Consider the following 24216-nt stretch of genomic DNA (forward strand, 5'->3'; position numbering starts at 1 on the left):
CTGTAAATTTTACCCCTTCACCGTTGCGCTCAAAATATCGTCCACCTAGACTTATTCAACACGTCAATTAAAGGTACTGCTATGTCGATATCTGGTATTCAATCTGGTTACGCCATTATTCAGCAGTCAAACAACATGGCTGAAGAAGCCGCGCTCGAACTCAATCAAGCCTCTAAACATACTCTAGAATCCGATGATGCCTTCAAAGGCAGTGATCTCAGCTTCAACCAAGTAGAACCTGAACAATCCATTTCGTTTAAAGACAAAGAACCAGAACCTGCTTCATCGTCAACCGATTCACTCTTAAAACTAACCCAAAGCGCCAGTTATAACCGTGTGGGTGCGAGTGTAGTTGATCGTCAAAACGAAGCAATCGGTAGTCTTCTAGACATCCACATCTAAGCTATACTTACTGTTCGCTCTTGTTTTCAATGTTCTAAATCAACTTGATTCAACCACTTTGGACGCTTTTTGACGCAATAAGCACACAAACTGTAACTCATTATATCTGACGCTTGTTTCTGGTTTATTACTCGGTAGAATCAGCGCAAACCAATTTGCTGCACAAACTTTACTTCATACTATTTATGCCAAAACTAAATCTGCATCGCCGTGACTATGTTTCTATTTTAGGAGGCGACATCTCCGCAGACGAATTAGAAAAAAAGCTTCAACCTCACTTTGAAAAGCCAGTAAACAAGCTGACACCTAGCCCCTACCTGACAGAAAAGAATCTCACACGCCGTTGGACTGCTCTCGATAACGCAGAATCGCAAAAAGAGCTGCTCGACTCGCATACCGAAAGTCAGATTCAAGCTTATGAGAAAAACATCGAACACTTCATTGGAACAGTGAAAGTACCTGTCGGTGTCTCTGGCCCGCTAAGAGTCAATGGCCTGTTTGCTGAAGGTGATTACTTGGTACCACTCGCAACCACAGAGGCAGCGCTTATCGCGTCTTACAACCGTGGTTCAAAGCTCATTACAGCTTGTGGTGGCGCAAGTGCGATGTTGCTCAATGAAGGCGTAACACGTACTCCTGGTTTTGCGTTCCAAGGTTTAGTAGAAGCAGGACAGTTTGTAGCTTGGGCAGTAACCCAATATGAGCAATTTAAAACCCTAGCGGAATCAACCACATCGCACGGCAAGCTTACCGACATCAATATCAACATCGAAGGCAACCATGTCTATTTGGTGTTTGAATTTCTAACTGGAGACGCTTCTGGTCAGAACATGGTAACCATCGCAACCAATGCCGTGTTTGAATACATCATCGAAAATACGCCAGTTAAGCCTGACCATGCTTTCCTTGATGGCAACTTATCGGGCGACAAAAAAGCCAATACCCAAACCCTACGCAGCGTTCGTGGTAAAAAGGTAACTGCAGAAGTAAATATTCCTGCTGAGCTTGTTGCTAAGTACTTGCACACCACACCTGAGAAGATGGTGCAGTTTGGCCAGATGACAACCGTTGGTGGCGCTTTGAGCGGTACGATTGGTATCAATGCCCACTACGCAAATGCACTTGCAGCTCTTTACATTGCTTGCGGCCAAGACGCAGCGTGTGTTGCTGAGTCTGCGATCGGTATGACTCGCATGGAACTGAACAAAGAAGGCGGTTTATACGCGAGCGTAACCCTACCTAACCTGATGCTAGGGACTGTCGGTGGCGGTACTGGGTTGCCAAGCCAAAAAGCGTGTCTCGATTTGTTAGGACTGCACGGTAACGGTAAATCACAAGCCTTAGCCGAAGTGTGTGCTGCGCTGTGCTTGGCTGGCGAATTATCGATTGTCGGCGCATTCTGTGCAGGCCACTTTTCACGAGCTCACCATAAGTTGGCTCGTAAATAACCTTTATCCAATTTGGCTTGTTCAGTTTTGTCATTCATGCAAAATCACAAGCCAACCTGAATACGTGAGTCACACATGGATTACTTACACTTATCGAGAGTGAGCCTTAAGCACCTCACCGCGCTGCATATTATGCTGAACACTCACAGTGTGACTCAAACGTCTGAGCAGCTTTGTGTGAGCCCTTCGAGTGTAAGTAAAACACTCTCGCAACTGCGTGACATCCTTAACGATGAACTCTTCTATCGAGACGGCACCAAGCTAATCCCAACACCTTTCGCCTTAAAGATAGCTCCAACCGTTCATGCCATTCTTTCTAGTATGAATGGACTCCTTCATCAGAAGAGTTTTACGCCAGAGGAGTACCAAGGCAGCTTTTCGCTCTCTATGCGTGAAAGTACCTTTGAAGTGTTCGCCTCGAAGATCAGCAGAGTCACCACAGAGCTTGCGCCCAAAGCGAAACTCAATATCTACTCGAAACAGCAACTTGGCTTCGATGCTTTGCTTAGCGGTAAGGTGAATTTGATCTTATTGCCTCACGATATATCCCAACCACCGACAGATAACAAAGAACTAGTATGGGAAACGATTCTGCCCGATGAGATGGTGTGTTTGATGGGTGCCCACCACCCGCTCGCTCAACAAGAGCTGACAGTCGAGGGTTATTTAGATTACAAGCACATTGGTATTTTAGATAATGAACTGTCTCAGCCTTACTTTGAGCAAAACTTAGTTCAGTGCCACCAGCCGCGAGAAATGGCGATATCGGTAGCAGACTTTGGTGCTGCAGCCGTGCTTTGTCATCACACGCCTTTCTTGTTCACCTGTTCAAAGCAATGGGCTGAGCATGCAAAACAAGCACAAGGCTTAGTGAGTAAGCCACTTCCCTTCGATTACGGTAAAGTGGCGTACAGTCTCGTATGGAACAAGCCAAACATGAATGATCAGGCCATCAAATGGTTGTGTGACTTGTTCTTAGAAGCTTAATACTTTTAGCTACTTAACATTCTTTAAAGCCTGGCTGGGCGTCTAAACAATTTAGAAGCTAGGTATAAACCTCTGGCGTTTGCATCGGCCTTTGAACTATCGCGTAGAGTTTGTCGTGAAAGCTCTGCATTTGTTGCTCTGTACACTTTGCCCAATCTAGCGCTTCGCCGATCACGCCGTGATGTTGAAAAGCATTGAGCCGAATCCGCACATCACTTGGCAACCCTTTCAAGTAATAGCCAACTTGCTCTATCTCGTCCTCAAGGTCACTTTTGTCCGGAATATGCAGCAACCGAACTTCATGCAACTTACCTTGTCCCGCCAAGTAATTGATGGTTTCAAACACACGATGGTTTCCTCTGCCGACCAACCATTGGTGTGTTTCTGATTGCCAGGATTTTAAGTCAATCATCGCGCCATCAAGGTAAGGCAATACTCGCTCCCACCCCTGTTTCGACAACGAACCGTTACTATCAATAAAACACGTTAGATGTGCTAGCTGCGGATCGCTTTTAATCGCTTCAAATAGGTCAATGATAAACGGCAGCTGCATGGTCGCTTCGCCACCCGAGACGGTAATACCGCTCAGGAAGAATTGGTTATGCCTAACGAGTTCAAGTACTTCCGAGACCGTCATCGATGTGATTTTCGGGCTCGATTTATGGTTACAGATATCAATGCACTGATCGCAATTAGTGCAAGCCACCGGATCCCACTTCACTTTGCCATCAACGGTGCTCAACGCACCGCTTGGACACCCGACGATGCAGTCTCCGCAGTGGTTACAGTGATTAATGGTGTGTGGGTTGTGACAGGTTATACAATCGAAATTACACCCCTGTAGGAACAGCACTAGGCGATTTCCCGGTCCATCAACACAAGAAAAGGTCAGCACACGGCTGACCTTCGCTTGTTTTTCTGTCTTATTGTTATTAACCCTAGCCATTTGAGTTGTTAGATCAGAAATTTTCATAATTAATGTGATTCGATCGCAATGCTATTCGTACGTTGGCGACATCTCTAAGCTCGCCACGCGCGGTTTACGCTCTAAGATACCCGTATTCTTCGCAGCTTCAGCTCCTAAGAAAGTCGTGTTAGTGCGTGAACCTTCCTCGTCGTATTTAGCAATCTCTGACAGTTTAATCATGTAGCCCGTCACACGAACCAAGTCGTTCGATGCCACGTTGGCGGTAAACTCACGATAACCCGCTTGGATTGCGCCTTTACACAGGTTGAACATCGCTTCAGGGTTCGACTTCACTGTTTCGTCGATGGTCAAAATGTCGCTAATACCTGAGGTGTAGAACTTGTGATGACCCGCAGTCGCGCGAACATAAGAGACAGGGTCAGGTTCCGTACCATAAGGAATACGCACGCCTGGCGTTACATCTTCATCTAAGCTGATACCACCTTGAGCGTGTAATAGAGCCTTACCTTCTAGCCCATACTTCACTTCAGAGTTTTCAACGATATCAGCCAGCTTTTCAGAGATACGATGCCCAAGTTGATTAGCTTGTTCGTCATGACCATAACGCCCTGCTTTGCCCTCTTTTTCCATCAAGATGTTGACAGCTTCAGCCATGCCGTAAATGCCAAACATTGGCGCAAAGCGATCTTCTTCGATCAAACCCTCTTTGGTTAAGAAGCCTTCGAAGAAGTTAGACTCTTCATGCAAGAAACGGCTACGCGCGTTCATTAGCTCAACCATGATACCGCTATAGTTTGGTAGCACTTGTTGTAAGAAATCGGCACTGTCCTCAGACTTCAACGCCACTTGCTTCAGGTTCATGCGAACTAACGTGTTTGAGCCACCCGCCAAAGGTAGCGAGTTGTAGCAGCTCACGATACCAAAACGCTTATCACCATACGCTGTGGCATGTGCAGGATAGTTGGCAATGTGCGGCTTGCTGCATTCGCAGATGTTGCTCGCCGCATGACGAAGTAGATCATCAGGTGTCACGGCTGGGTCGTACATAAAAGTTAGGTTAGGTGCGATCTGCTTAAGTTCTGCATCGACACGTAAAATGGTACGGCAGATAATGTTGTCCGTAGGGCCAATATTCACATGCATGAAGGCATCTGGCAGCGTGCGATCCAACATAATCCAGAACAGCTTAAGCTTTTGATAAACCTGCTCTTCCGTTAAGTCGCCAACAAAAGGCATCAACACATCGTCCAGTTGACCTAAGTAAACCGGAATGGAGGTCACCGACGGAACGTGATGATAGAGGATGGTCAGCATGTTCAATGCTTCATCGAAATTAGTTGCCTCGCTAAGCTCTAAATACTCTGAGCCTTGATGTAAGTATTTAGAATAATCTGGAAGTACATAGCGCGGCTTAAATGGTGCGTGCCCTTCAAACATGTCACACAGCACACCTTGTTGTAAGGCTTGCTCTACTTCTTTGCTTACCGGCATATACGGCAGGCTGGCTTCAGCTTCTAAGGCAAGATAGCTCGACTTCTGTTTTGGCGACAGGTTGGCATCTGAAATGATATTGCTAAAGCGTTGTTGTTGCTCTGAAAGTGGTGAAGAAGTAGATGGCGCAGATTGGTGGCTCATGATTAAACCCTTAATGTTATTATGGGCTTATTTTATATCTCACCATTACATTTCCACTAATGAAATGTATGCAAGACTATATTTCCAAAATGGAAACAAGAAAGCGCTAACTCGTTCTGTTTAAAACGATGGCGCCAAAAAGAGAAAACCCACATAACTGACGTTTGAGTCGTTAATGTGGGTTTAGTATTTTAAATGAGCATTCTGAATGCTAGCTCAAGGCATACACACGATTACAGATCAGGGAGCGCTTGTTTACGTCCAACACCCATCAATACCTTTAACTCTCCTTGTGGAGTGTCAATCGAGAACGGTGTGGAGACTTCAACCACTACAAAGCCCGCTGCACTCAATACATTTTCTGAGCGCTGTTGGCTTACACCGTAGTCTTCACTGTCGCTTTCCAAGTACCAATCCCAGTGTACAAACGTGCCGTCGTTTTCTAGCAGCGTGTAAATCAGACTGACAGTGTCTTGTAGGTTCGGGATAAAACCACACACCGAAGAGGCTACCACTAGGTCAAACTGGTTTCTGAATGCTGGATGCTGCGCTGCAAGTCCGCGCGATAAAATATCAACAACCGGTTCAACGTTAGGTAGCTCTTTCTTATCTAACTCTTCAATCATCCCTTCAGAGATATCAAGTGCGATGATCTCTTTTGCTAAAGGAGATATTTTCTGGCTGAGTAGTCCTGTACCACAACCAAAATCAAGGACACGGGTTCCGTTTAAATCAACGAGCTGTGTTAACTGGTCAAATACGGACTGTGCGAATACTGCGGTCGCGGGATCTTTATCCCAATCAACGGCGTATTCGTCCCATTGTTTCGCCATCATGGCCTCCATCTTTACTTCTTGTAGGTTCGGAACTTCCCCAGAGTAAACCAAATTAGTCAATTCGTCATAGAGTTATCATGCAAAGATGGACTATTTCTAAGATAGTCAGCACAATATTCAGATAATATGCACCGACCCCCGCTCAATATGGAAATGAAATGAACCTTTCTCAAGTCCAAGCCTTTTGTTCCGTTGCTGATTTAGGATCAGTTTCTGAAGCTGCACGCCAGTTAGAGTGCAACCGAACCAAACTCAGCATGTCGATTAAAGCCTTGGAAAAAGAGTTAGACGTTGAATTGTTCGTGCGTAGCGGAAACCACGTTGAACTTTCAGAAGCGGGTAAAGCGATTTACAAAGATTGCGAAGGCATGTTGGTGACAGCCGCGCGTATTAAACAAACCTGCTTGCATGTCTCGGGCGAATTCAACGCGGAGATTTGGATAGCACGAGATGACTCCCTACCCGATGAAATGTGGCAGGACTTATCTCACGCCTTAAATAACAAGTACCCTTCTACCTCATTCAACTTCGTTCTCGCGTCGAGTGGCGATTTAGCTAACCTAGTTGAAACTCAGCAAGTTGACTTCGCATTTGGCGTCGATTACGAACGTGTCGATGACCCAAGAATTATCTACAACCCGCTTGGTAAAATTCGAATGATGTCTGTGTGTAAGAAAGGACATGATTTGAGTGCGATGCGTCGTGTATCTGATGAAGTATTGAGAAATTCTATGCAAGCGACCATGGTTTATCTTAATGAAAAGGATAATCCAGAGCTTGAGCCCTTCTCGCGTCGTTACATCGGCTTCTCTAGCTTTGATTTTATGCTGGATACAATTTTACGTGAAGAAGCATGGGGCGTAATGCCAGAGCCACTGATTCGTCATTTGCTTCGTGAACAAGAGTTAGCGGTGATCAAACACACATACGGCTTAACGCAAGAAGATTACTGCATGTTTACCGCAGCTGGTATGGCAGAGCACCCAGGAATGAATTGGTTGGCCGACCAGCTTAGTGATTACTTGTTTGATTTCTAGCTCACGCTTATCGCTTATCGCTTATCGCTTATCGCTTATCGCTTATCGTCCATAGCAAAGGGCAAAATCACAAACAACACAGCTCCTAAAAAACCATCACGTGATCCACTAAGTAGCGTCCGTCTTCTTCAACCAATACCATTTCGGCGACAAACTCACCTTTGGCGATGGTATACGCTTGTTTCCACACAAAGGCGATGGAGTCTGAACGTCTAAACAGCGCTACTGGCTCACGTTCAGCAAAGAAGCCGTTGCTGTGCTGATAATGGTGGCATACCTTTTCTAAATATTCCGGCGTAACAATGTCTTTCATCCTTTGAGTGAAGTCTCGACAGTGCTGTTCATGATCAACCTTGGTTGAACCATCCATCAGATTATCCATGATAGGGTTAGCAATCACCCACAACTCGTTATCACTGATATCGTCAAACTTCATATTGATTCACTCCTTGTCCATCGTAGTCAAATCTAGAAACCAATAAGACCTTAGCGACTGATGTGTTTTATTAATCATAAACGATCCCATTTCAGTTGCACACCATCCCCAAAAAACACTCATCGCCAACTTTATTGACACCAGGGATTAATCTTAAGATACTGAATTTTATTGATTTATATGTATTACTTAAATAAGACATATAAACGTCATCAGATAAAGTTTGTAAAGTTAGCTCAATATTAGAACAATGAAGTTATCAAAAACATCTGGAAAATATTATGTGTGACAGGAAAAGCCAAAACGAAAATCGAGTACTATTGTTCTCAGCCCTTTTAGCATCAGGCTTCGCAATTGGCGGGTTGGTGTTGGGTCTTCTCGTTGGCTCTCTGGTCATAGTATTTGACGGTGTCTATTCTCTTATCAGCTTACTGTTAACTTTATTGTCACTAGCTGCTTCAAAATACATTAATCGCCCTTCAGATAGAGAGTTCCCGTTTGGTCGAGCTATCATCGAACCGATTGTGATTGCGATTAAAGCCGTTGTGATTCTACTTGTGGTTGGTTATTCGCTTTACTCTGCGATTGGTGCCTTGATGACAGGCGGCCGTGAGGTCGATGCTTCTATCGCAACTCTGTTTGGTATTTTCAACGTGTTGGGCTGTGGTTATGCTTGGTGGTACATCGCGAACAAGAGCAAACGTATCTCTTCAGGTCTGATTCAAGCGGAATCTAAACAGTGGCAGATGGATACGCTACTGAGTGTAGCGGTAACAGCGGGTTTCGTCGTAGCGTGGGCAATGACATTCTCACCTCTTGCGTCATACGCAGTATATGCCGACCCAATGATGATGTTGCTGATGTCTTTCTACTTCATCAAAGTGCCATTCGACATGTTACGAGAAGCGATGCGTGAACTGCTGATGATGTCGGCAACCAAAGACATTTGTGATGCGGTAGATAAAAACGTGGTCGCTGTAGACAAAGAAGCGGATCAAGATTTGGAGCTAATGGGCGTGACTAAGGTTGGTCCAGAATTGCGAATCAATGTTGATATTCATACCAACGACCAAGATGCGATTGCGGTTGATGATATTGAACGTACGCGCCGCCAACTTAAGCGACGCTTATCGAAGATGCCTTATGAGCTTCAATTGAATCTCAATATCGCGAGTTAAGAATCGAGAGTAAAAAAACCAAGAGTTAACCCATCAATCTCCCGCTAACTTAAGACTCTGATTGAACCTTTTTAGAAGCCGACGCCGAAACCGTCGGCTTTCTGTCTCTGGTTACCCACCAGCAAGCTAAAGAGCCAATCGTTACCATACAAACACCCTGCCAAAACGTCATGCTCAATGACAAGCCCAAAATCATAGAAGACAATAAGGTCGCAAAAATAGGCGTGAAATAAGACATGGTCGCCAGGAAGACCATATTGCCACCTAGAATCGCGGTATTCCAAAGCGCGTAGCCTGCGCCCATACACACGCCTGCCAACACTAAGTCAATCGCAGCACTGGTTGTCATTACCATACCGGTTTCGTCGCTCAATGCGTATTTGATCCACAAGGTGATTGCCGTCGCGATAAAGAACAACACAATCGCATTCTGCCCTTTCGCCACTTTCTGAGTGTAATTACAGTAAACCGCCCAAATAATCGCGCCGAAAAACGCCATTGAATAGGTTTTAGGATTCGTCGCAATATTAGCCGCGATTTGATCGACAGAAAGCCCCTGCTCGCCGCTAATACTCCAAGCCACCCCGAAGAATGCCAAAAAGATACTTGGATAAACCAACCAATTAATCTTCTTGTCGCTCAGCAGCACCGCAAACAACACCGTCAGTGCTGGCCATAAGTAGTTGATAACGGCCATTTCCAAGGCTTGATGTCGGTTGTTTGCCATCCCTAAAGCCAGAGCTAAGAAGATCTCATAACAAACGAACAGAGCACCACCAATCAACAGATACGACTTAGAGAAGCGCGATAGCTTAGGTAAACCCATAACACAGACCAACAACAGTGAGCTCACTGTATAAAGGCTGGCAGGGCCGCCGATTGGGCCCAGTTGTTCTGATACGCTACGAGACAGCGCAATTAAGCAGCTCCAAAGTAAAATGGCAGCAATGCCGTAGCAGCTATGGCGATGAGATTTCAGCACGCCTCTTCCTTTTCTTTATTGTAATGGTGTAATCAAAGCGAGCTTAAAGCAAAGATAGGCTTAAGCACCACTATCGATAACTTACAGTAGGTAAAAATAAGTAGCCGAGCACATAACTGCACTCGGCTATCAATCATTCACTCAAAAATCTAAAAGCAATTAGCAATTAGCAATTAGCAATTATGCCAATAACAGTGCTTGCAGGTCAGCTAAAGACTTTACTTGATAATGAGGGTTAATACCCGCTGGTGCCGCTTTCTCCTGGCTGTTCAACCAACACGTCTCAATACCAAAATCCAAACCACCTAAAATATCTGAATACGGGTTATCTCCGACCATCAATACTCGTTGCTTTGCAGGTAAACCAACAAGCTTGTGTGCATATTCAAAGATTTCAGCGTCTGGTTTCGCGACACCGACTTCTTCAGAGATGATCACATGGTCAAAGTAATCTGTCATTCCAGTGCGTTCTAAACGGATAGATTGCAGCTCAGTAAAACCATTCGTGATGATGCCCATGTTCACTTTGCCTTTTAAAGACTTCACCAACTCTTGTGCACCCGGTAATAAAGAACAGATATCTGCCATCGCCGTTAAAAATGCACTGTTTAAAGCAGCCGTTGTTGTCTCTAGTTTCTCAGCCCAACTTTCGAAGCGCGTGTGTTTTAGTTGGTCTGCGGTAATACGACCATCTTGGTAATCGACCCAAAGTGGTAAATTAACCTTTTGGTAAGCCGAATAATCTTGCTCGCTGAAATCTACCCCAAAACGGGAAAACATCAGCTTCATTCCTTGATAAGCATCAAAATGGAATAAGGTTTCGTCTGCATCAAAGAATATCCAATCGTACTTCATTATCTGTCCTATTATTCGCGCTATCTAGCCGTGTTATTTTTGTTCTTTCTTAACCTCAAAAGCTAAGTGTGCATTCTACTACCATTTTTGTGAGCCTGAATATAGTTCTAAGAATTTATAGAAAACAAGCAACAAGTCATGATGTATCGCAAATTTTGCCACATATTAAACCAATACCATACAAGAAACACACGTACTGTACCGGGAGGTACTATGAAGCACTTCTTACCCTCATCCGTCATGCTTACTCCGTTTCTTGTCAAATATTATGATGAAGAACCACAAGCTTCTTCTGACGAATGCGAAATGGAGGACTTATCTACGGACAACCCAGAAAGCAAGTCGAAAGAACTAACAAGTGAACCAATAATCAATGAGTAGCCCCATAAAATCATCATTATGGAATCGCATACAGGTCTATAATTAATCAGTTCCTTACGATCTATAAATGACAACGATCACATCAGAAAACTATTAAAACGATTGCTATATGCGCCCTGTCACACCCCACAACCACAAAGTGGTACCTTGTAGCCAACTTTGACTCAGATCAATGGTCGACCAGTTGTTTGCCGACACCATATAGGAAATTAAAAATCATAATTAATGGAGTTTTCCAATGTCTAGTGCTTTTTACATCCCTACAATCAACTTCATGGGAACAGGCTGCTTAAAGGATGCTGTTGATAGCATTCAGTCTCAAGGCTTTAAAAAAGGTCTTATCGTTACCGACAAAATCCTAAACCAAATAGGTATGGTTAAGCAGGTTCAAGACCTTCTAAATCAACGTGATGTTGATGCTGTTGTATTCGATGGTACTCAACCAAACCCAACCATCACTAACGTGAACGACGGCCTTGAGCTTCTGACTGACAACGACTGTGACTTTGTTATCTCTCTTGGTGGTGGTTCTCCGCACGATTGTGCAAAAGGTATCGCTCTGGTTGCTTCTAACGGCGGCAAGATTGCAGATTACGAAGGCGTCGATCAGTCTGAAAAGCCAATGATGCCTCTTATTGCTATCAATACCACGGCTGGCACGGCATCTGAAATGACGCGTTTCTGCATCATTACTGACGAAGCTCGTCACATTAAGATGGCTATCGTTGATAAGCACACAACACCGCTTATCTCAGTAAACGATCCTGAGTTGATGCTAGCTAAACCTGCATCACTAACTGCTGCAACTGGCATGGATGCGCTAACGCACGCAATCGAAGCTTACGTTTCTATCGCAGCAACGCCAATTACAGACGCTGTAGCAATTAAAGCAATCGAACTTGTTCAAGCACACCTAAGAACTGCAGTAGCGCACGGCGAAGACATTGAAGCTCGTGAGCAGATGGCTTACGCACAGTTCATGGCGGGCATGGCATTCAACAACGCTTCTCTTGGCTATGTTCACGCAATGGCGCATCAACTGGGTGGTTTCTATGACCTTCCACATGGTGTATGTAACGCTATCTTGCTTCCACACGTTCAACGCTACAACGCGCAAGTTTGCCCAGAACGCCTACGTGATGTAGCAAAAGCAATGGGTGTGAATATTGAAGGTATGACAGCTGAGCAAGGTGCGGAAGCTGCGATCAACTCGATTGTTCAATTAGCAAACGACGTGAACATCCCAACAGGTATCGCTCAACTTGGTGCGAAGCTAGAAGATATCCCAACTCTGTCTGACAACGCACTAAAAGATGCTTGTGGTTTCACTAACCCTAAACAAGCAACACACGAAGAGATCTCAGCAATCTTTGAAGCGGCAATGTAACTCTCAGTAGTGACATCCTCTTGAGGAGCTTCTGTATAGAAGCGTTATAAGAGAGCAACTTTATATTCTAGTTTTAGGGCGGGCTTACCATTGGTGAGCCCACTTTTTTATCGAGTGACATCATACTTAAAAGGTGAAACAGATCACATATCCAAACAATAGTACTCGTTATTTTAAAAGACCCTACTATTCCCCACACAATCAACATCTTTCTTGTTGCTAAAAACACGCTGATCAATTGATCTTATTTATCCTGGTGTTACATAGCCAACAAACCATCAGCCAAACAAATGCATACCAAGCATTAATATTCTTCTAAAAAAAATGGCCACTTTGCGCACCTTGCACAACTGAAATTCGTTTCCTAGCTTTCTTATGCAACAAACTCCAAACAACGTCAGTTTAGGATGAACTAATGAAAAAGAACCCACTCACTATTGTGCTAGGGCTAAGCGCTAGTGTGAGTCTGGTCGGGTGTTTTGACGACTCCGATTCAGACTCATCTAGTAATACCAGTTCTTATAGTGTGACAGCCATTGACGGTTATTTACGTGACGCCAGCGTGTGGCTTGATCTAAATAGTAACTACGTTTTAGATAACGGAGAGCCTACCGCAACGTCGGGAGAAGGTGGTGTCGCTGAATTAAATGTCAGCGGAATCGATAACCCTTCCCAATACCCTGTTGTAGTTCAAGCTATCGCAGGACAAACCATTGATGAAGACCAAGGCCAAGTCACAAAAAGCTACGTGATGTCCGCGCCTGCAGGAGAAACAGCCGTCACACCACTTTCAACTCTTGTACATAACACCCTAGAGCAAAACCCAAACCTATCCAAGGAAGATGCAACCCAACAAGTCGCCACTCAATTGGGTATCGACGTCGATGATGTTCTTGGTGACTTTTTAGAAGGTAATGGTGCACCTAAAGCCGCGTATGCAGCCGAAAAAATCGTTGAGTTAAGGGCGCTGCCAGAAGATCCCGAAGATCTGCAAAAAGCGACAGAAGAAGGCTCCTCTGAAGCGGGCAAGTTCACCATTATTGTGGCTGGTGTAAACGAAGAAATTAAAGCCATTCTCGATACCATCGATGACGAGCAAACCCCAGAGCAAATCAAGAGTGACTTGGACCAAGCCGCAGAGATCGTCATTGCCGATGAAGATGGAGACGGCGTCAAAGATAGCGTCGACGAGTTCTTAGGTAACCCTAATGAATGGGTTGACGCCGACGAAGACGATCTAGGTGACAACTTAGAAGATCCCTACCCTAATGACAGCGATAACGACAGTTACAACAATGATGTCGACCTATTTCCTAACGACACTACCAAAGCCGGGGATCTAGACTCTGATGGCACCGATGAAATCGACGATCCGTATCCCAACGATACTGACAACGATGGTTATAGCAATGACGTCGATGAATTCCCGGATGATGAGACACGTTCTGGTGATGACGACAACGATGGCTATGACAACCTTGATGATGAGTACCCAACAGATCCAACACGAGCTGGAGATTCTGACGGAGACGACATCGACAACATAGATGATCAGTACCCTAACGACACCGACAACGACGGCTACGACAATGACGTCGACATGTATCCAGATGACAACACCCGCGCTGGTGATGACGACGATGATGGTTACGACAACTTAGATGATGACTATCCAAACGATGATACACGCTCAGGTGACTTAGATAACGATGGCATCGACAACCTTGATGATAACTGCATAAACACAGCGAATGCTGACCAAGCCGACTCGGACAACGATGGCATTGGCGACGCGTGTGCAACCAGCACTGCGTTAACTTGGGATAGCACCAATTGGGATGATAGTAACTGGCAGTAAGCGCCTGTTCACAGAATACGGACATATAAGGAATTTAACATGAACACCACCATGAAACTTGTGTTAGCAACAGCAGTGAGCAGCGCGTTTACGTCGAGTGCATTCGCTGAGGTGCCAAATACCTTTACCGCCAATACTCCGGCTAAAGCGAGCGAAGTAAATGCAAATTTTACAGCACTTGACCAAGATATTTCATCCTTAGGCACTGAGGTTGATGATTTGACGGATGAGGTTGACTCTATCGAGGCGAGAGTGACCAGCTTGGAAGACTCTGGCGTTTCGACAGATGCCTATTCGACCGTCGATATTAACTGTAATGACGACGCTGATTCTCTGAAGGGTGCACTTGAAGACTCTCGTAATACCACCACCAGAACGACTTATAACGTTACAGGTGCGTGCAATTCGGTATTCATTGTTCGCAATGACGTAAAAATTGTTGGCGTAGACAGTGCCAGTATCCTTGCAGGTGCCAGTCAAGACGAACCCGAAGCCGTTTTCATTGATGGTCAATCCAGTGTGAGGCTTCAAGACATCACCCTTGGCGGCATGCTTTTCGCCAGAAACAGTTCATCTGTGCGCTTTGACAACGTTACCCTACCTACTGCGGTAGAAGATGGCGACGAATATCAAACCAACGTAACAATTCGAACCGCTTATCTACGAGTCAATTCTGGTTCAGTCAACAATCTTGCGCTGCACCTTAATCGCAACGCCAGTGTCGATATTCGCAGCAGTATTACCGGTAGTGCTCCTCAAGCTATCGCAGATGCAAACTCTAGCCTTGTGGTTGATAGCGGTGATGTCTCTTTCACCAACCTAGAGGCTATCGGTAGTTCGTTTGTTTACGTTTCGAACCTCGTAGCAGAGAATGTCGTTGTTGAGTCTGGCTCGACGTTAGAAGCCGATGAACTCACCGTGAGTAATGAATTGGAGGCATGGGGTAACTCGCGAATCTCGGTTTGGGGCGATGCCACCATCACAAATGAAACTTACATCTCTCAAACTAGCTCTTTTGTGTCAGATGGTGATGTTTCAAGTGGCGTTTTCGAATGTGAATCCAACTCAATGTTCCAGATTCTCGGTAATCTAACCGTTACCGACACCTTTGAATGGGATGACTCCAATACCAGTGGCTTGAGCCTACAGCGTGGTTGCCACGGGCAATACGGGGTCGATGAAGAGAATGGCGGTACTTTTAATGGCTCATTAATCAAAGATAACTACTCTGCATTAGTAGACGGCCAATATATGGAGGTTATTCCAGATTAATTAACGCTAAAGGCGTAAACGATATTCTCTATATTAAGCCGGGAAAGCAACGCTCTTCCCAGCTTAACTGTTCTATTTACTCAATTTGGACAACAACTCTTCACCAAAATACGAATTACCTGTTACTTCAGTCAACCAATCATTCACCGACAGCAAAGAAACAAACACGGCAGGTTGGTGGTGTTCATAATTATCCCATTTAACGATCTCTGGAATGTAACCATGATTAATACCCACCAACTCCCCATGTTGGTTATACACGCCGCCTCCCGACATGCCGATACGAACTAAACCAGTAGATGCAGACATTGTGCACCCTTGCCAAGTTGCGACATTAATCTCACCAATGTAATAACCACCGTTAACCGTTGGCTCACGCGTCATTGGATAGCCAACATGAGCGACAAACTCGCCACGAAATACTACCCCCAGTTTGGATGACTGTTTGCCTGGGACGTTTGATTAATGCCACATCGCATTTAGGATGATAAATCACCTCCAGATCTAAATTGTCGAGCAAATGCTTATTATGTTTTGCCGTTAACACCCAATCTTCATCTAGTCTAACGGTACTTGCTTCAATGGTTTGAATAAGCGGAACGCCATAAGTAATCTTCTGATTTTGTACCATAAAACCCTCTTTATGGGGTTTTGTTGCAGAAGAAAAACCATTGCTACAGCCAACCAACGTACTGCACAATAACAGCATGAGTACGTTCGATTTTGTAGACATAACACCCTCCGATTTTGCATTTATCGAGTTTCAAGGATGCTGCACCACTAAGGCTAGCAAAATAGATGAAAGGTAACTAAACAACCGCATGCACTTAATAACTGCGCATAAGGGCACTAGGTTGGAGAGTTTCACTATATTGCGAGGGTGTCTCTTTCCGTGGAGTGGGAGTGCACATACTAATGCGGCAAGAAAAAGAGCATGCTCAGTAGCATGCTCTTTTATTATTTGCAGACCTGTGTAATACAGATAGAAAATTAACCTTTGTAATTTCTTACTCGCGCTGCTTCGGCTTCACGTTTATCGACAACCGTCTTACCGATTGGCGCCAGCGAGATAACCGCGAGCTTAAGGTGTTGAATCGCGAACGGAATACCGATGATGGTAATGAAACACGCCACTGCTGACATGATGTGACCAATCGCAAGCCAGATTCCCGCAAACAAGAACCAAATAACGTTACCAATCACACCTAGCGGACTCGTGCCAATGTCCATTTCATTGGTCAGTTCATCACGCGAAATCGCTTCCTGACCAAATGGGAAGAATGAGAAGTTACCCATAACAAAACACGCTCTACCCCATGGAATACCAACGATGGTTAGGAATGCGAGCAGTCCGAAGAACCACCACGCCAGCCCCATAAATACACCACCGAACAGAAACCAAATGATGTTTCCTATTGTTTTCATTCTGTATTCTCCAAATCTTTGAATGCTGTTTATTTTATATGCCGAGTGAGGCAATACTTTTTCTAATAGGTTCATTATTGTTGAACCTTTATGAACCATTTATGAATCACTTACATTTTATGTGATTGATATACTCCACGGTTCTCTAAATCTACATAGGGCTAAACCCATTTATTTGATACCATGCACTTAGATTTTTAGTACCAAAAAGCTAAACAGACACGACAACTACTTTAAGGCCGAATTTATGAATAACACTGAGCAACCTAAAAAGAAAATCAAAAACTGGGTGCCAATCGTCTTCTTCGGACTTCTCAGTACGGTTCCAGTGTTCATGTTCTTAGTCGACGTATACATCAACCAGTATATGTAACAGAGCCTGCCGTCCTAGCTGCATAAATGGATACCGGACCAATTTCCTGTATCCATTTCCATTAGATCCGTTGTTCTGCAGTCAGTTCTATTGTAATCAACTCAACTCTTCCGCAATCAAATCAGCTCTTCGTTAATAAAATCAAGAATGTCGATCAGCTCATGATCAGGCAGATTTAATAAGTTATCCCCTACATACCATTCAATTTTACATTGGTTTGGCAATTCGCTGATCGCTGGGTTTCCTATCCAAACCTTGTGTTTCTTAGCTATGTTATCTCTCACGATAATGCCGTCTTCGTAACTCACAGGTAAATAGAGGTGAAGCATGTTGACCTGCGGTTGCTGTGGGTTAACCGTAAACTGAGGGTAATCTTGTAGGATTTGATAAACCTGTTTGGTGCGTTCGTATAAAGCAGGCATCAGTTCTAATCGCTCATCAAACTGCATCGCAGCTGAAACCACATAAGGCGTTCTGTGATAAACATTACCACCTTGACGTTTCATCCAGGCCGATGCTTTCGCTACAAAAGCTTTATCGCCCAACAATAACGAACCACCAAGGCCATTGAGACCTTTATACAGAGAAACATAGGCGCTATCGAACCCCTTAGCAATTTCGCTGTATGGCTTTTGGTAATAGGCGCCACATTCCCACAAGCGTGCACCATCCATATGAAAGTGAATCGATTGTTCTTTGCAGTACTGCTTTATAGCTTCAAGCTCTTCCCACTCAGGCAACTGACCACCAATCTCTCGCATCGGTAGTTCATACAATGCCGCGGCAATCTCATCAGGCCAAGCCTTTAAGTCGTCGACATTCCAAGTGCGAAATACATTGCCGACCGGAAGCACGTTGAAGCGATTTTGGAGCTGATACCCTTGGCGTTCATGACGCATGATATGACTCGACTCATGCATCGCTACTAGTGGGTTTCTTTTCTCTTGGCAGGCAATTTCTAATGCTGTGGGTTGATTCATGGTGCCAGTGATAACAAACACGGCGGCTTCATAACCAAGCAGATCTGCGACCTTGTTTTCGAAGCTCTCGATAAACTCGCCATCACCGTAGCTATCATGGCTCACATTGTGTGTTTCACACCATTCAGCCATCTGAGCGAATGTTTGTGCTGGTGTCGGTTCTAGATGACCAGAAAGCAACAAATCACATTGTTGACGCAAGTCCATGCTCATAGTTTTTTCCTTTATTCATTATCGTTCTATGTAGGGTTATTGGATTATTTACGTTACCCACCAACGGTGACATAAAATGCCCATATTCGCTTTTACTATTCGTGAATAATTAGTTTTACTCAGTCATCGGCTACTTGCGCCTGAAAGACACAAAATAACTGGTGTATTATAGAATTAAGCGCAGAAAAGCACCCGTATCTAAACAAAGAACTATGGGCTAATTCGTTGTTGTTCAACCATTCTTCTATTATTGTATAACTATAATTCCAATAAATATTATTCGTTAATGGACAAAGAGGGCTATATGTCGAAAAATCGAGTCTTGGTGCTATTCGCCCACCCTTCTCAACATCGTTCTGAAGCAAACAAACCCTTATTTGAACAAGCCAAACGCGTTGACGGTGTTACCTGTGTCGATCTCTATGCTGAGTATCCGACATTTAAAATCAACATCGACCGTGAACAGAAACGCCTGTTAGACCATGACATCATCATTTTTCAGTTCCCTTTGTATTGGTACTCAACACCGGCAATTCTTAAAGAGTGGCAAGATCTTGTTCTTGAATACGGCTTCGCCTATGGCGCTGATGGTAATGAACTGCAGGGTAAGAACTTGTTATGTAGCATTACTGCAGGTGGCAAGAAAGACGCCTACCAAAGTGATGGTTACAACCATTTCACTATTCGAGAGCTGCTTCACCCAATAGAACAAACCGCTTCTCTGTGTGGGATGACCTACCTCGCACCATTTGCTCTATTTGGTTCACGTACCGCATTGGAAGAAAACCGCATTCAAGAGCATGTCGATAGCTATAAAGTGCTGTTGGAGGCACTGGTTGCTGGCAAGATCAATATCAAGAAAGCCAGCAAGGCAGAAAAACTCAACCACTACGTAGAAGAACTAATGGCAGAGGTTAAATAATGACGGGATATTTTCTACAAGCATTTATCTACTTAGTCGCAGCAGTTATTGCGGTGCCTATTGCCAAAAGACTTGGCCTTGGTTCAGTGCTTGGCTACCTAATTGCCGGTGTTGTGATTGGTCCAATTATCGGCTTAGTCGGCGAAGAGACCACAACCATTCAACACTTTGCCGAATTCGGCGTGGTGATGATGCTGTTCTTAGTCGGACTGGAACTTGAGCCTAAGATGCTTTGGGCAATGAGAAACCGACTTATGGGTCTTGGTGGTCTGCAAGTTGGTGGCACGACCGCGATTGTAATGGGTATCGCCCTTTTCTTCGGACAGCCTTGGACCATTGCACTGACTATCGGTTTGATCTTCGCACTATCATCTACTGCGATTGTACTTCAAACCTTTAATGAGAAAGGGCTCTCCAAGACAGAAGGCGGCAAGAATGCTTTCTCGGTCTTACTGTTCCAAGATATCGCAGTCATTCCGATGCTGGCATTTATCCCTCTATTAGCGTTGCCAGAATTAATCGAAGCTGCACAAAGCGCTGTCGCTTCGGCTTCTGATCACCATGAAGAGTTAAGTCTCGTTGCTGGCCTACCCGGTTGGACTTATGGCCTTGTGATCACGGCATCTATTGCGATTGTTGTTGTCGGCGGGCACTTCTTGAGTCGTCCACTGTTCCGCTTTGTTGCAAGCTCAGGCCTACGTGAAATCTTCACTGCAACCGCACTAATGTTGGTGATTGGTATTGCTGCACTAATGAGCCTAGTCGGCCTATCACCGGCTTTGGGTACCTTCCTTGCGGGTGTGGTATTGGCGAACAGTGAATTCCGCCACGAACTTGAGTCTAATATCGACCCGTTTAAAGGGCTTCTACTTGGCTTGTTCTTTATTACCGTAGGTGCAGGCATCAACTTTGATGTTCTATTCAACGACTTTGGTTTGATCATTGGCCTCACCCTTGGCGTTATGCTACTCAAAGCTTTGGTGCTATTTACGTTGGCGTTAATCTTCAAAATCAAAAACAGTGACCGCTGGCTGTTTACATTGAGCTTAGCGCAAGCCGGTGAATTCGGTTTTGTCCTACTGAGCTTCTCATCCCAAAACCATGTACTGCCAGCCGATATTGTTCAAACACTGTCGCTGGTTGTTGCACTTTCAATGTTCCTAACGCCAGGATTATTCATTCTATTTGATAAAGTGATACTTCCTCGTTATGAGCAAAAGTCTAACGATCGCGAAGAAGATACCATCGAAGAGAAAGGTACGGTGATCATTGCTGGTATTGGCCGATTCGGTCAGATCGTTAACCGTTTATTGGTATCGAATGATGTCAATACTGTGGTTTTGGATCACCAAGCCAACCAAGTAGATTTATTACGCTCCATCAATATTAAATCTTACTTTGGTGATGCGACTCGTCATGACTTATTGCATACCGCAGGAATCGAAGAAGCCGCAATGCTTGTTGTCGCGATAGACAACCAGGACTCAAGCGTTGAACTGGTGAAGTACGTTAAACACACCTACCCTAAAGTGAAAATCTTAGCACGTGCATTCGACCGTGGTCACAGCTATCGCCTAAGAGAAGCCGGTGCAGATTTTGTAGAATCAGAAACGTACCACTCGGCGCTTGAAATGGGTGCAGAAGCCTTGCGTTCGCTAGGCCATCACCCATTCTTCGTTGAACAACAGAAATCAACGTATCAACGTGTTGAAAGCCGTAAGTCTGAAAAGCTCTACCAAGCTTGGTCTGAAGCGGAAGAGAACCCTCGCTACGACAACAACTACCGACAAATCTTTATTCATCTAGAAGAAGCGATGAAAGAAGATATGAAAAAAGACCGCTCAGATAAGCACTCTCGCTCAGAACGAGGTTGGACACCGCCACCGAAAGGCTATGCAGATGGCTTTGAGGAAGAAGAGTTCTAAGCACAACTCTAAATAACGGCGTTAGATAACCATACTAGGCAACCATCAAAAGCGGCTATTTAGGCCGCTTTTTCTTTCATTGCCCCCCTACAAAACGTCAAATGAGCATGAGTAGCGGGTGCTAAAACTCGTAATCCAAAAGATTTATGTGATCTAGCTAAAATTTTTAATTTCTGACCACATGGCAAAAGTGAATTCACTTTTTACATTATTGAAACATTCCAACCTCGCATAAACCACACCATAAACATGGCTATATATGCACTCATTTAAGTCATTCAATCATCGCCCCAATTCATAGCGACCACCCTCCAAGGCTTGAGTTACATTGCATATATCTAAATACGCTACACAAGCCCCAATCTAACCATTCACCACGCAAATATGTAACGCGCTACATTCACAAATTCAACCCGTTAAAATTAACATAAACATTTCAAAACATGTCTATCGTTACAATTTGTAACGAATAGCGGTTATCGGTATAGTCCTGCAATTCAAAAAGTGAGACCTTTGCGCTCACCTTAAAGGAGATATAATAATGATTACTAATGATGCTGTAATAATGGGCATGTTAGCTGTTATTCTTGGCGGTGTTTTTATCACGGAAAGTAGCCAAAATAGCGCACTGAAAAAATTCTACTCGTTCGTTCCGGGTCTATTGCTCTGTTACTTTGTTCCTTCTCTACTGAACAGTTTAGGCATCATCGACGCATCAAACTCTAAGTTATACTTCGTTGCAAGTCGCTACCTCTTACCAAGCGCGCTCGTTCTACTGATCATCTCAGCAGACCTACGTAAAATCTTTGGGCTAGGTTCAAAAGCCGTCATCATGTTCCTGACAGGTACTGTCGGTATTATCATTGGTGGCCCGTTGGCTATCTTGATCATCGACCAAATTAACCCTGACCTTGTATCTGGTGATGTATGGCGTGGCCTAACAACGGTTGCAGGTTCTTGGATTGGCGGTGGTGCAAACCAAGCCGCAATGAAAGAAGTGTTTGAAGTAGACGACCAACTGTTCTCTGCGATGATTACTGTAGACGTAATCTGTGCCAACATTTGGATGGCAATATTACTTATTATGGCTGGCCGTCAGAAGAAGATTGATGCGTGGTTAAAAGCCGATACTTCATCTATCGAAGACCTAAAAGAAACCGTTTCTAAGTACCAAGAAGAAAACGCTCGCCCGACGACGACGACTGATCTAATGAAGATCACGGGAATTGCATTTGGTCTTACGGGCTTAGCACACTTTTTCAGTGACATGATCGCACCATGGATCTCAACTAACGCTCCTGAGCTAGCGCAATACAGCCTGACTTCTGGGTTCTTTTGGTTAATCGTAATGGTGACTACGTTTGCGCTGATCGCTTCATGTTTCAAATCAACGCGCAGCCTTGAGCACAGTGGTGCATCTAAAGTAGGCTCAGCGTTCATCTATATCTTAGTTGCAACCATTGGTATGCAAATGGATATAACGGCTATTTTGGATAACCCTGGTTACTTCTTCATCGGTATCACTTGGTTAACTATTCACGCGATTATCATGATTGTGATGGCAAAGCTAATCCGTGCACCATTGTTCTTCATGGCTGTCGGTAGCCAAGCTAACGTAGGCGGTGCTGCATCGGCTCCTATCGTCGCTGCTGCATTCCACCCAGCATTAGCGCCAGTAGGCATTCTAATGGCTGTACTTGGTTACGCACTGGGTACATACGGCGCTTACATCTGTGGCCTAATCATGCAGGCTGCTGCACTAGGTTAATAAGCCTCTTAAAACAAAGATGGCTAAAGCAACAACAAGAAAGGCTGAACGATGATCGTTCAGCCTTTTTCGTTTCTAAAACTGTATTTCAAATAACGGCTTAATCGAACAAAGACGCCAGCTTATTTTCCACAACTGGGCTGATATTAAAGCTCAACATAAAATCTGGACGCGTTTCTTCGTCTTTCTCAAGGTAATAGTTCGCTTCAATGCCAAACTTCCAAGGACGTCCGTTCAACACAGTAGTCTTGCTTACGCTTACATTCAACGGAATTTCCGCCTGATCCTTATTCCAGTCATACGAGAATGTCGGCGCAGAGCCGATAGTCCAACCTCCTCCTAATATCTCCACCCAAAAGACTTGTGTCGATGTCTTATTTATTTGAGTATCAGAATCGTCAGCGCCATCTCCAGAAACACCATATAAGTGGTTTGGAAAAACACCTACAACTCGCTCGCTGCTTGCCTTACCGAACATAAACTCAGGCCCGACAGCAAATTGATCAGCCGTTAAGTCATTACTGCCCGTTGGCAAAGAAGCAAAGAGACCGAAAGCGACAATAGTAACGCCGTCCATTTTAGGCGCATAAGCTAAATCAAATGAGATGTCTGTAACGCCGGACTGATCCATATGCTGCGAGCTTGCTGGTGTATCCATATGGAAAGCGTTCTGTACATAAGAGACAGCCGGGCGGAAAATCACTTTATCACCATTGTCCATTGGAAACGGCAATGTCGGCTGCAAGACGGTCGCGAAAGCATCTCCTCCACCATCGTAACCACCTGAATACTGGAGCTTTAAATTGAGGCTAGCGTAAGCTGTGTTTGGGTTTGCAAGTTCCTTTGCTGCCTTTTCTGCTACTTGATCGCTTTCAGATTTCGAAATGTCGACATCAGCGCTAGCAAAATTCAGCGTTAATAATATTCCAGTTATTATCAGTGCAAGTGGTTTACAAGCCATGAGCCCTCTCTTCAATAATAAAACAAT

The 24216-nt window shown here is 44.5% G+C and carries 23 protein-coding genes; 12 read left to right on the top strand and 11 right to left on the bottom strand.

Features of this window, described 5'->3' with window-relative positions; genetic code table 11:
- Positions 1 to 81: 81 nt before the first annotated feature.
- The 3 genes from OQJ75_RS06135 (at position 82) to OQJ75_RS06145 (ending at position 2837) form a co-directional block, all read left to right on the top strand.
- Positions 82 to 402 (top strand): hypothetical protein, encoded by a 321-nt coding sequence (locus OQJ75_RS06135; RefSeq protein ID WP_265971871.1) that lies wholly within the window; start codon positions 82 to 84, stop codon positions 400 to 402.
- A gap of 185 nt (positions 403 to 587) precedes the next feature.
- Positions 588 to 1850 (top strand): hydroxymethylglutaryl-CoA reductase, encoded by a 1263-nt coding sequence (locus tag OQJ75_RS06140; RefSeq protein WP_265971869.1) that lies wholly within the window; start codon positions 588 to 590, stop codon positions 1848 to 1850.
- 75 nt (positions 1851 to 1925) lie between these two features.
- Complete coding sequence (locus tag OQJ75_RS06145) at positions 1926 to 2837, top strand: LysR family transcriptional regulator (RefSeq protein WP_265971867.1); 912 nt, start codon at positions 1926 to 1928, stop codon at positions 2835 to 2837.
- 58 nt (positions 2838 to 2895) lie between these two features.
- Here OQJ75_RS06145 and OQJ75_RS06150 read toward each other — a convergent pair whose 3' ends face one another.
- From OQJ75_RS06150 to OQJ75_RS06160, 3 genes are all read right to left on the bottom strand, one after another.
- The gene (locus OQJ75_RS06150; protein ID WP_265971865.1) at positions 2896 to 3810 is read right to left on the bottom strand and encodes a YjjW family glycine radical enzyme activase; all 915 of its coding nucleotides are present in this window, start codon (positions 3808 to 3810) and stop codon (positions 2896 to 2898) included.
- A 24-nt stretch (positions 3811 to 3834) separates the two neighbouring features.
- The gene (locus OQJ75_RS06155) at positions 3835 to 5400 is read right to left on the bottom strand and encodes a YjjI family glycine radical enzyme (RefSeq protein ID WP_265971864.1); all 1566 of its coding nucleotides are present in this window, start codon (positions 5398 to 5400) and stop codon (positions 3835 to 3837) included.
- 233 nt (positions 5401 to 5633) lie between these two features.
- Positions 5634 to 6233 carry a class I SAM-dependent DNA methyltransferase gene (locus OQJ75_RS06160; protein WP_265971863.1) on the bottom strand — a complete coding sequence of 200 codons (600 nt, stop codon included), beginning with the start codon at positions 6231 to 6233 and terminating at the stop codon, positions 5634 to 5636.
- A 161-nt stretch (positions 6234 to 6394) separates the two neighbouring features.
- On the opposite strand from OQJ75_RS06160, the gene OQJ75_RS06165 reads away from it, so the two are divergent.
- Entirely contained in the window at positions 6395 to 7273 is an 879-nt protein-coding gene (locus OQJ75_RS06165; protein ID WP_016797108.1) for a LysR family transcriptional regulator, read from the top strand.
- Between the two features lie 85 nt (positions 7274 to 7358).
- Here the strand turns inward: OQJ75_RS06165 and OQJ75_RS06170 are convergent, their stop codons facing one another.
- Entirely contained in the window at positions 7359 to 7709 is a 351-nt protein-coding gene (locus OQJ75_RS06170; RefSeq protein ID WP_048608754.1) for a hypothetical protein, read from the bottom strand.
- Positions 7710 to 7990: 281 nt separating this feature from the next.
- Between OQJ75_RS06170 and OQJ75_RS06175 the strand changes: the two genes are divergently transcribed.
- Positions 7991 to 8887, top strand: a complete 897-nt coding sequence (locus OQJ75_RS06175) for a cation diffusion facilitator family transporter (RefSeq protein WP_248393049.1) — start codon at positions 7991 to 7993, stop codon at positions 8885 to 8887.
- A 49-nt stretch (positions 8888 to 8936) separates the two neighbouring features.
- On the opposite strand, the gene yddG is transcribed toward OQJ75_RS06175, so the two are convergent.
- Positions 8937 to 9869, bottom strand: coding sequence for an aromatic amino acid DMT transporter YddG (gene yddG / locus OQJ75_RS06180; RefSeq protein ID WP_265971859.1), 933 nt, complete (start codon positions 9867 to 9869; stop codon positions 8937 to 8939).
- 180 nt (positions 9870 to 10049) lie between these two features.
- Entirely contained in the window at positions 10050 to 10724 is a 675-nt protein-coding gene (gene yjjG / locus OQJ75_RS06185) for a pyrimidine 5'-nucleotidase (RefSeq protein ID WP_265971858.1), read from the bottom strand.
- Positions 10725 to 11343: 619 nt separating this feature from the next.
- On the opposite strand from yjjG, the gene yiaY reads away from it, so the two are divergent.
- From yiaY to OQJ75_RS06200, 3 genes are all read left to right on the top strand, one after another.
- Positions 11344 to 12492 carry an L-threonine dehydrogenase gene (gene yiaY, locus OQJ75_RS06190; RefSeq protein ID WP_265971857.1) on the top strand — a complete coding sequence of 383 codons (1149 nt, stop codon included), beginning with the start codon at positions 11344 to 11346 and terminating at the stop codon, positions 12490 to 12492.
- 415 nt (positions 12493 to 12907) lie between these two features.
- The gene (locus OQJ75_RS06195) at positions 12908 to 14350 is read left to right on the top strand and encodes a hypothetical protein (RefSeq protein ID WP_265971856.1); all 1443 of its coding nucleotides are present in this window, start codon (positions 12908 to 12910) and stop codon (positions 14348 to 14350) included.
- A 39-nt stretch (positions 14351 to 14389) separates the two neighbouring features.
- Positions 14390 to 15622, top strand: a complete 1233-nt coding sequence (locus tag OQJ75_RS06200) for a hypothetical protein (protein WP_265971854.1) — start codon at positions 14390 to 14392, stop codon at positions 15620 to 15622.
- A gap of 72 nt (positions 15623 to 15694) precedes the next feature.
- Here OQJ75_RS06200 and OQJ75_RS06205 read toward each other — a convergent pair whose 3' ends face one another.
- From OQJ75_RS06205 to OQJ75_RS06215, 3 genes are all read right to left on the bottom strand, one after another.
- Positions 15695 to 16006, bottom strand: a complete 312-nt coding sequence (locus tag OQJ75_RS06205) for a hypothetical protein (RefSeq protein ID WP_265971853.1) — start codon at positions 16004 to 16006, stop codon at positions 15695 to 15697.
- A complete protein-coding gene (locus OQJ75_RS06210) occupies positions 15996 to 16355 on the bottom strand; it encodes a hypothetical protein (protein WP_265971851.1) in 360 nt (119 codons plus the stop codon). The genes OQJ75_RS06205 and OQJ75_RS06210 overlap by 11 nt, the downstream gene beginning before the upstream one ends.
- A gap of 257 nt (positions 16356 to 16612) precedes the next feature.
- Complete coding sequence (locus OQJ75_RS06215) at positions 16613 to 17047, bottom strand: YccF domain-containing protein (protein WP_004730224.1); 435 nt, start codon at positions 17045 to 17047, stop codon at positions 16613 to 16615.
- A gap of 247 nt (positions 17048 to 17294) precedes the next feature.
- Here OQJ75_RS06215 and OQJ75_RS06220 point away from each other — a divergent pair, with 247 nt between their 5' ends.
- Positions 17295 to 17420, top strand: coding sequence for a hypothetical protein (locus OQJ75_RS06220; protein WP_017075772.1), 126 nt, complete (start codon positions 17295 to 17297; stop codon positions 17418 to 17420).
- Between the two features lie 116 nt (positions 17421 to 17536).
- On the opposite strand, the gene OQJ75_RS06225 is transcribed toward OQJ75_RS06220, so the two are convergent.
- Entirely contained in the window at positions 17537 to 18613 is a 1077-nt protein-coding gene (locus OQJ75_RS06225; RefSeq protein WP_265971845.1) for a threonine aldolase family protein, read from the bottom strand.
- Between the two features lie 304 nt (positions 18614 to 18917).
- Between OQJ75_RS06225 and OQJ75_RS06230 the strand changes: the two genes are divergently transcribed.
- The 3 genes from OQJ75_RS06230 (at position 18918) to OQJ75_RS06240 (ending at position 23228) form a co-directional block, all read left to right on the top strand.
- Entirely contained in the window at positions 18918 to 19535 is a 618-nt protein-coding gene (locus OQJ75_RS06230; RefSeq protein ID WP_248376104.1) for an NAD(P)H-dependent oxidoreductase, read from the top strand.
- A complete protein-coding gene (locus OQJ75_RS06235; RefSeq protein WP_265971843.1) occupies positions 19535 to 21460 on the top strand; it encodes a monovalent cation:proton antiporter-2 (CPA2) family protein in 1926 nt (641 codons plus the stop codon). The genes OQJ75_RS06230 and OQJ75_RS06235 overlap by 1 nt, the downstream gene beginning before the upstream one ends.
- Positions 21461 to 22001: 541 nt before the next feature.
- Positions 22002 to 23228: a DUF819 domain-containing protein gene (locus OQJ75_RS06240; protein ID WP_171307935.1), complete on the top strand. Its 1227-nt coding sequence runs from the start codon at positions 22002 to 22004 to the stop codon at positions 23226 to 23228.
- A gap of 100 nt (positions 23229 to 23328) precedes the next feature.
- On the opposite strand, the gene OQJ75_RS06245 is transcribed toward OQJ75_RS06240, so the two are convergent.
- Positions 23329 to 24189: a hypothetical protein gene (locus tag OQJ75_RS06245; RefSeq protein WP_265971840.1), complete on the bottom strand. Its 861-nt coding sequence runs from the start codon at positions 24187 to 24189 to the stop codon at positions 23329 to 23331.
- Positions 24190 to 24216 lie beyond the last annotated feature (27 nt).

This window comes from Vibrio sp. 14G-20 (assembly GCF_026241515.1).
GTDB lineage: Bacteria > Pseudomonadota > Gammaproteobacteria > Enterobacterales > Vibrionaceae > Vibrio.

Bases quoted from the DNA above. Each gene is read 5' to 3' on its own strand.
- OQJ75_RS06135 (WP_265971871.1), top strand. From the start codon at position 82: ATGTCGATATCTGGTATTCAATCTGGTTACGCCATTATTCAGCAGTCA.
- OQJ75_RS06140 (WP_265971869.1), top strand. From the start codon at position 588: ATGCCAAAACTAAATCTGCATCGCCGTGACTATGTTTCTATTTTAGGA.
- OQJ75_RS06145 (WP_265971867.1), top strand. From the start codon at position 1,926: ATGGATTACTTACACTTATCGAGAGTGAGCCTTAAGCACCTCACCGCG.
- OQJ75_RS06150 (WP_265971865.1), bottom strand. From the start codon at position 3,810: ATGAAAATTTCTGATCTAACAACTCAAATGGCTAGGGTTAATAACAAT.
- OQJ75_RS06155 (WP_265971864.1), bottom strand. From the start codon at position 5,400: ATGAGCCACCAATCTGCGCCATCTACTTCTTCACCACTTTCAGAGCAA.
- OQJ75_RS06160 (WP_265971863.1), bottom strand. From the start codon at position 6,233: ATGGCGAAACAATGGGACGAATACGCCGTTGATTGGGATAAAGATCCC.
- OQJ75_RS06165 (WP_016797108.1), top strand. From the start codon at position 6,395: ATGAACCTTTCTCAAGTCCAAGCCTTTTGTTCCGTTGCTGATTTAGGA.
- OQJ75_RS06170 (WP_048608754.1), bottom strand. From the start codon at position 7,709: ATGAAGTTTGACGATATCAGTGATAACGAGTTGTGGGTGATTGCTAAC.
- OQJ75_RS06175 (WP_248393049.1), top strand. From the start codon at position 7,991: ATGTGTGACAGGAAAAGCCAAAACGAAAATCGAGTACTATTGTTCTCA.
- yjjG (WP_265971858.1), bottom strand. From the start codon at position 10,724: ATGAAGTACGATTGGATATTCTTTGATGCAGACGAAACCTTATTCCAT.
- yiaY (WP_265971857.1), top strand. From the start codon at position 11,344: ATGTCTAGTGCTTTTTACATCCCTACAATCAACTTCATGGGAACAGGC.
- OQJ75_RS06195 (WP_265971856.1), top strand. From the start codon at position 12,908: ATGAAAAAGAACCCACTCACTATTGTGCTAGGGCTAAGCGCTAGTGTG.
- OQJ75_RS06200 (WP_265971854.1), top strand. From the start codon at position 14,390: ATGAACACCACCATGAAACTTGTGTTAGCAACAGCAGTGAGCAGCGCG.
- OQJ75_RS06205 (WP_265971853.1), bottom strand. From the start codon at position 16,006: ATGACGCGTGAGCCAACGGTTAACGGTGGTTATTACATTGGTGAGATT.
- OQJ75_RS06210 (WP_265971851.1), bottom strand. From the start codon at position 16,355: ATGTCTACAAAATCGAACGTACTCATGCTGTTATTGTGCAGTACGTTG.
- OQJ75_RS06215 (WP_004730224.1), bottom strand. From the start codon at position 17,047: ATGAAAACAATAGGAAACATCATTTGGTTTCTGTTCGGTGGTGTATTT.
- OQJ75_RS06220 (WP_017075772.1), top strand. From the start codon at position 17,295: ATGAATAACACTGAGCAACCTAAAAAGAAAATCAAAAACTGGGTGCCA.
- OQJ75_RS06225 (WP_265971845.1), bottom strand. From the start codon at position 18,613: ATGAGCATGGACTTGCGTCAACAATGTGATTTGTTGCTTTCTGGTCAT.
- OQJ75_RS06230 (WP_248376104.1), top strand. From the start codon at position 18,918: ATGTCGAAAAATCGAGTCTTGGTGCTATTCGCCCACCCTTCTCAACAT.
- OQJ75_RS06235 (WP_265971843.1), top strand. From the start codon at position 19,535: ATGACGGGATATTTTCTACAAGCATTTATCTACTTAGTCGCAGCAGTT.
- OQJ75_RS06240 (WP_171307935.1), top strand. From the start codon at position 22,002: ATGATTACTAATGATGCTGTAATAATGGGCATGTTAGCTGTTATTCTT.
- OQJ75_RS06245 (WP_265971840.1), bottom strand. From the start codon at position 24,189: ATGGCTTGTAAACCACTTGCACTGATAATAACTGGAATATTATTAACG.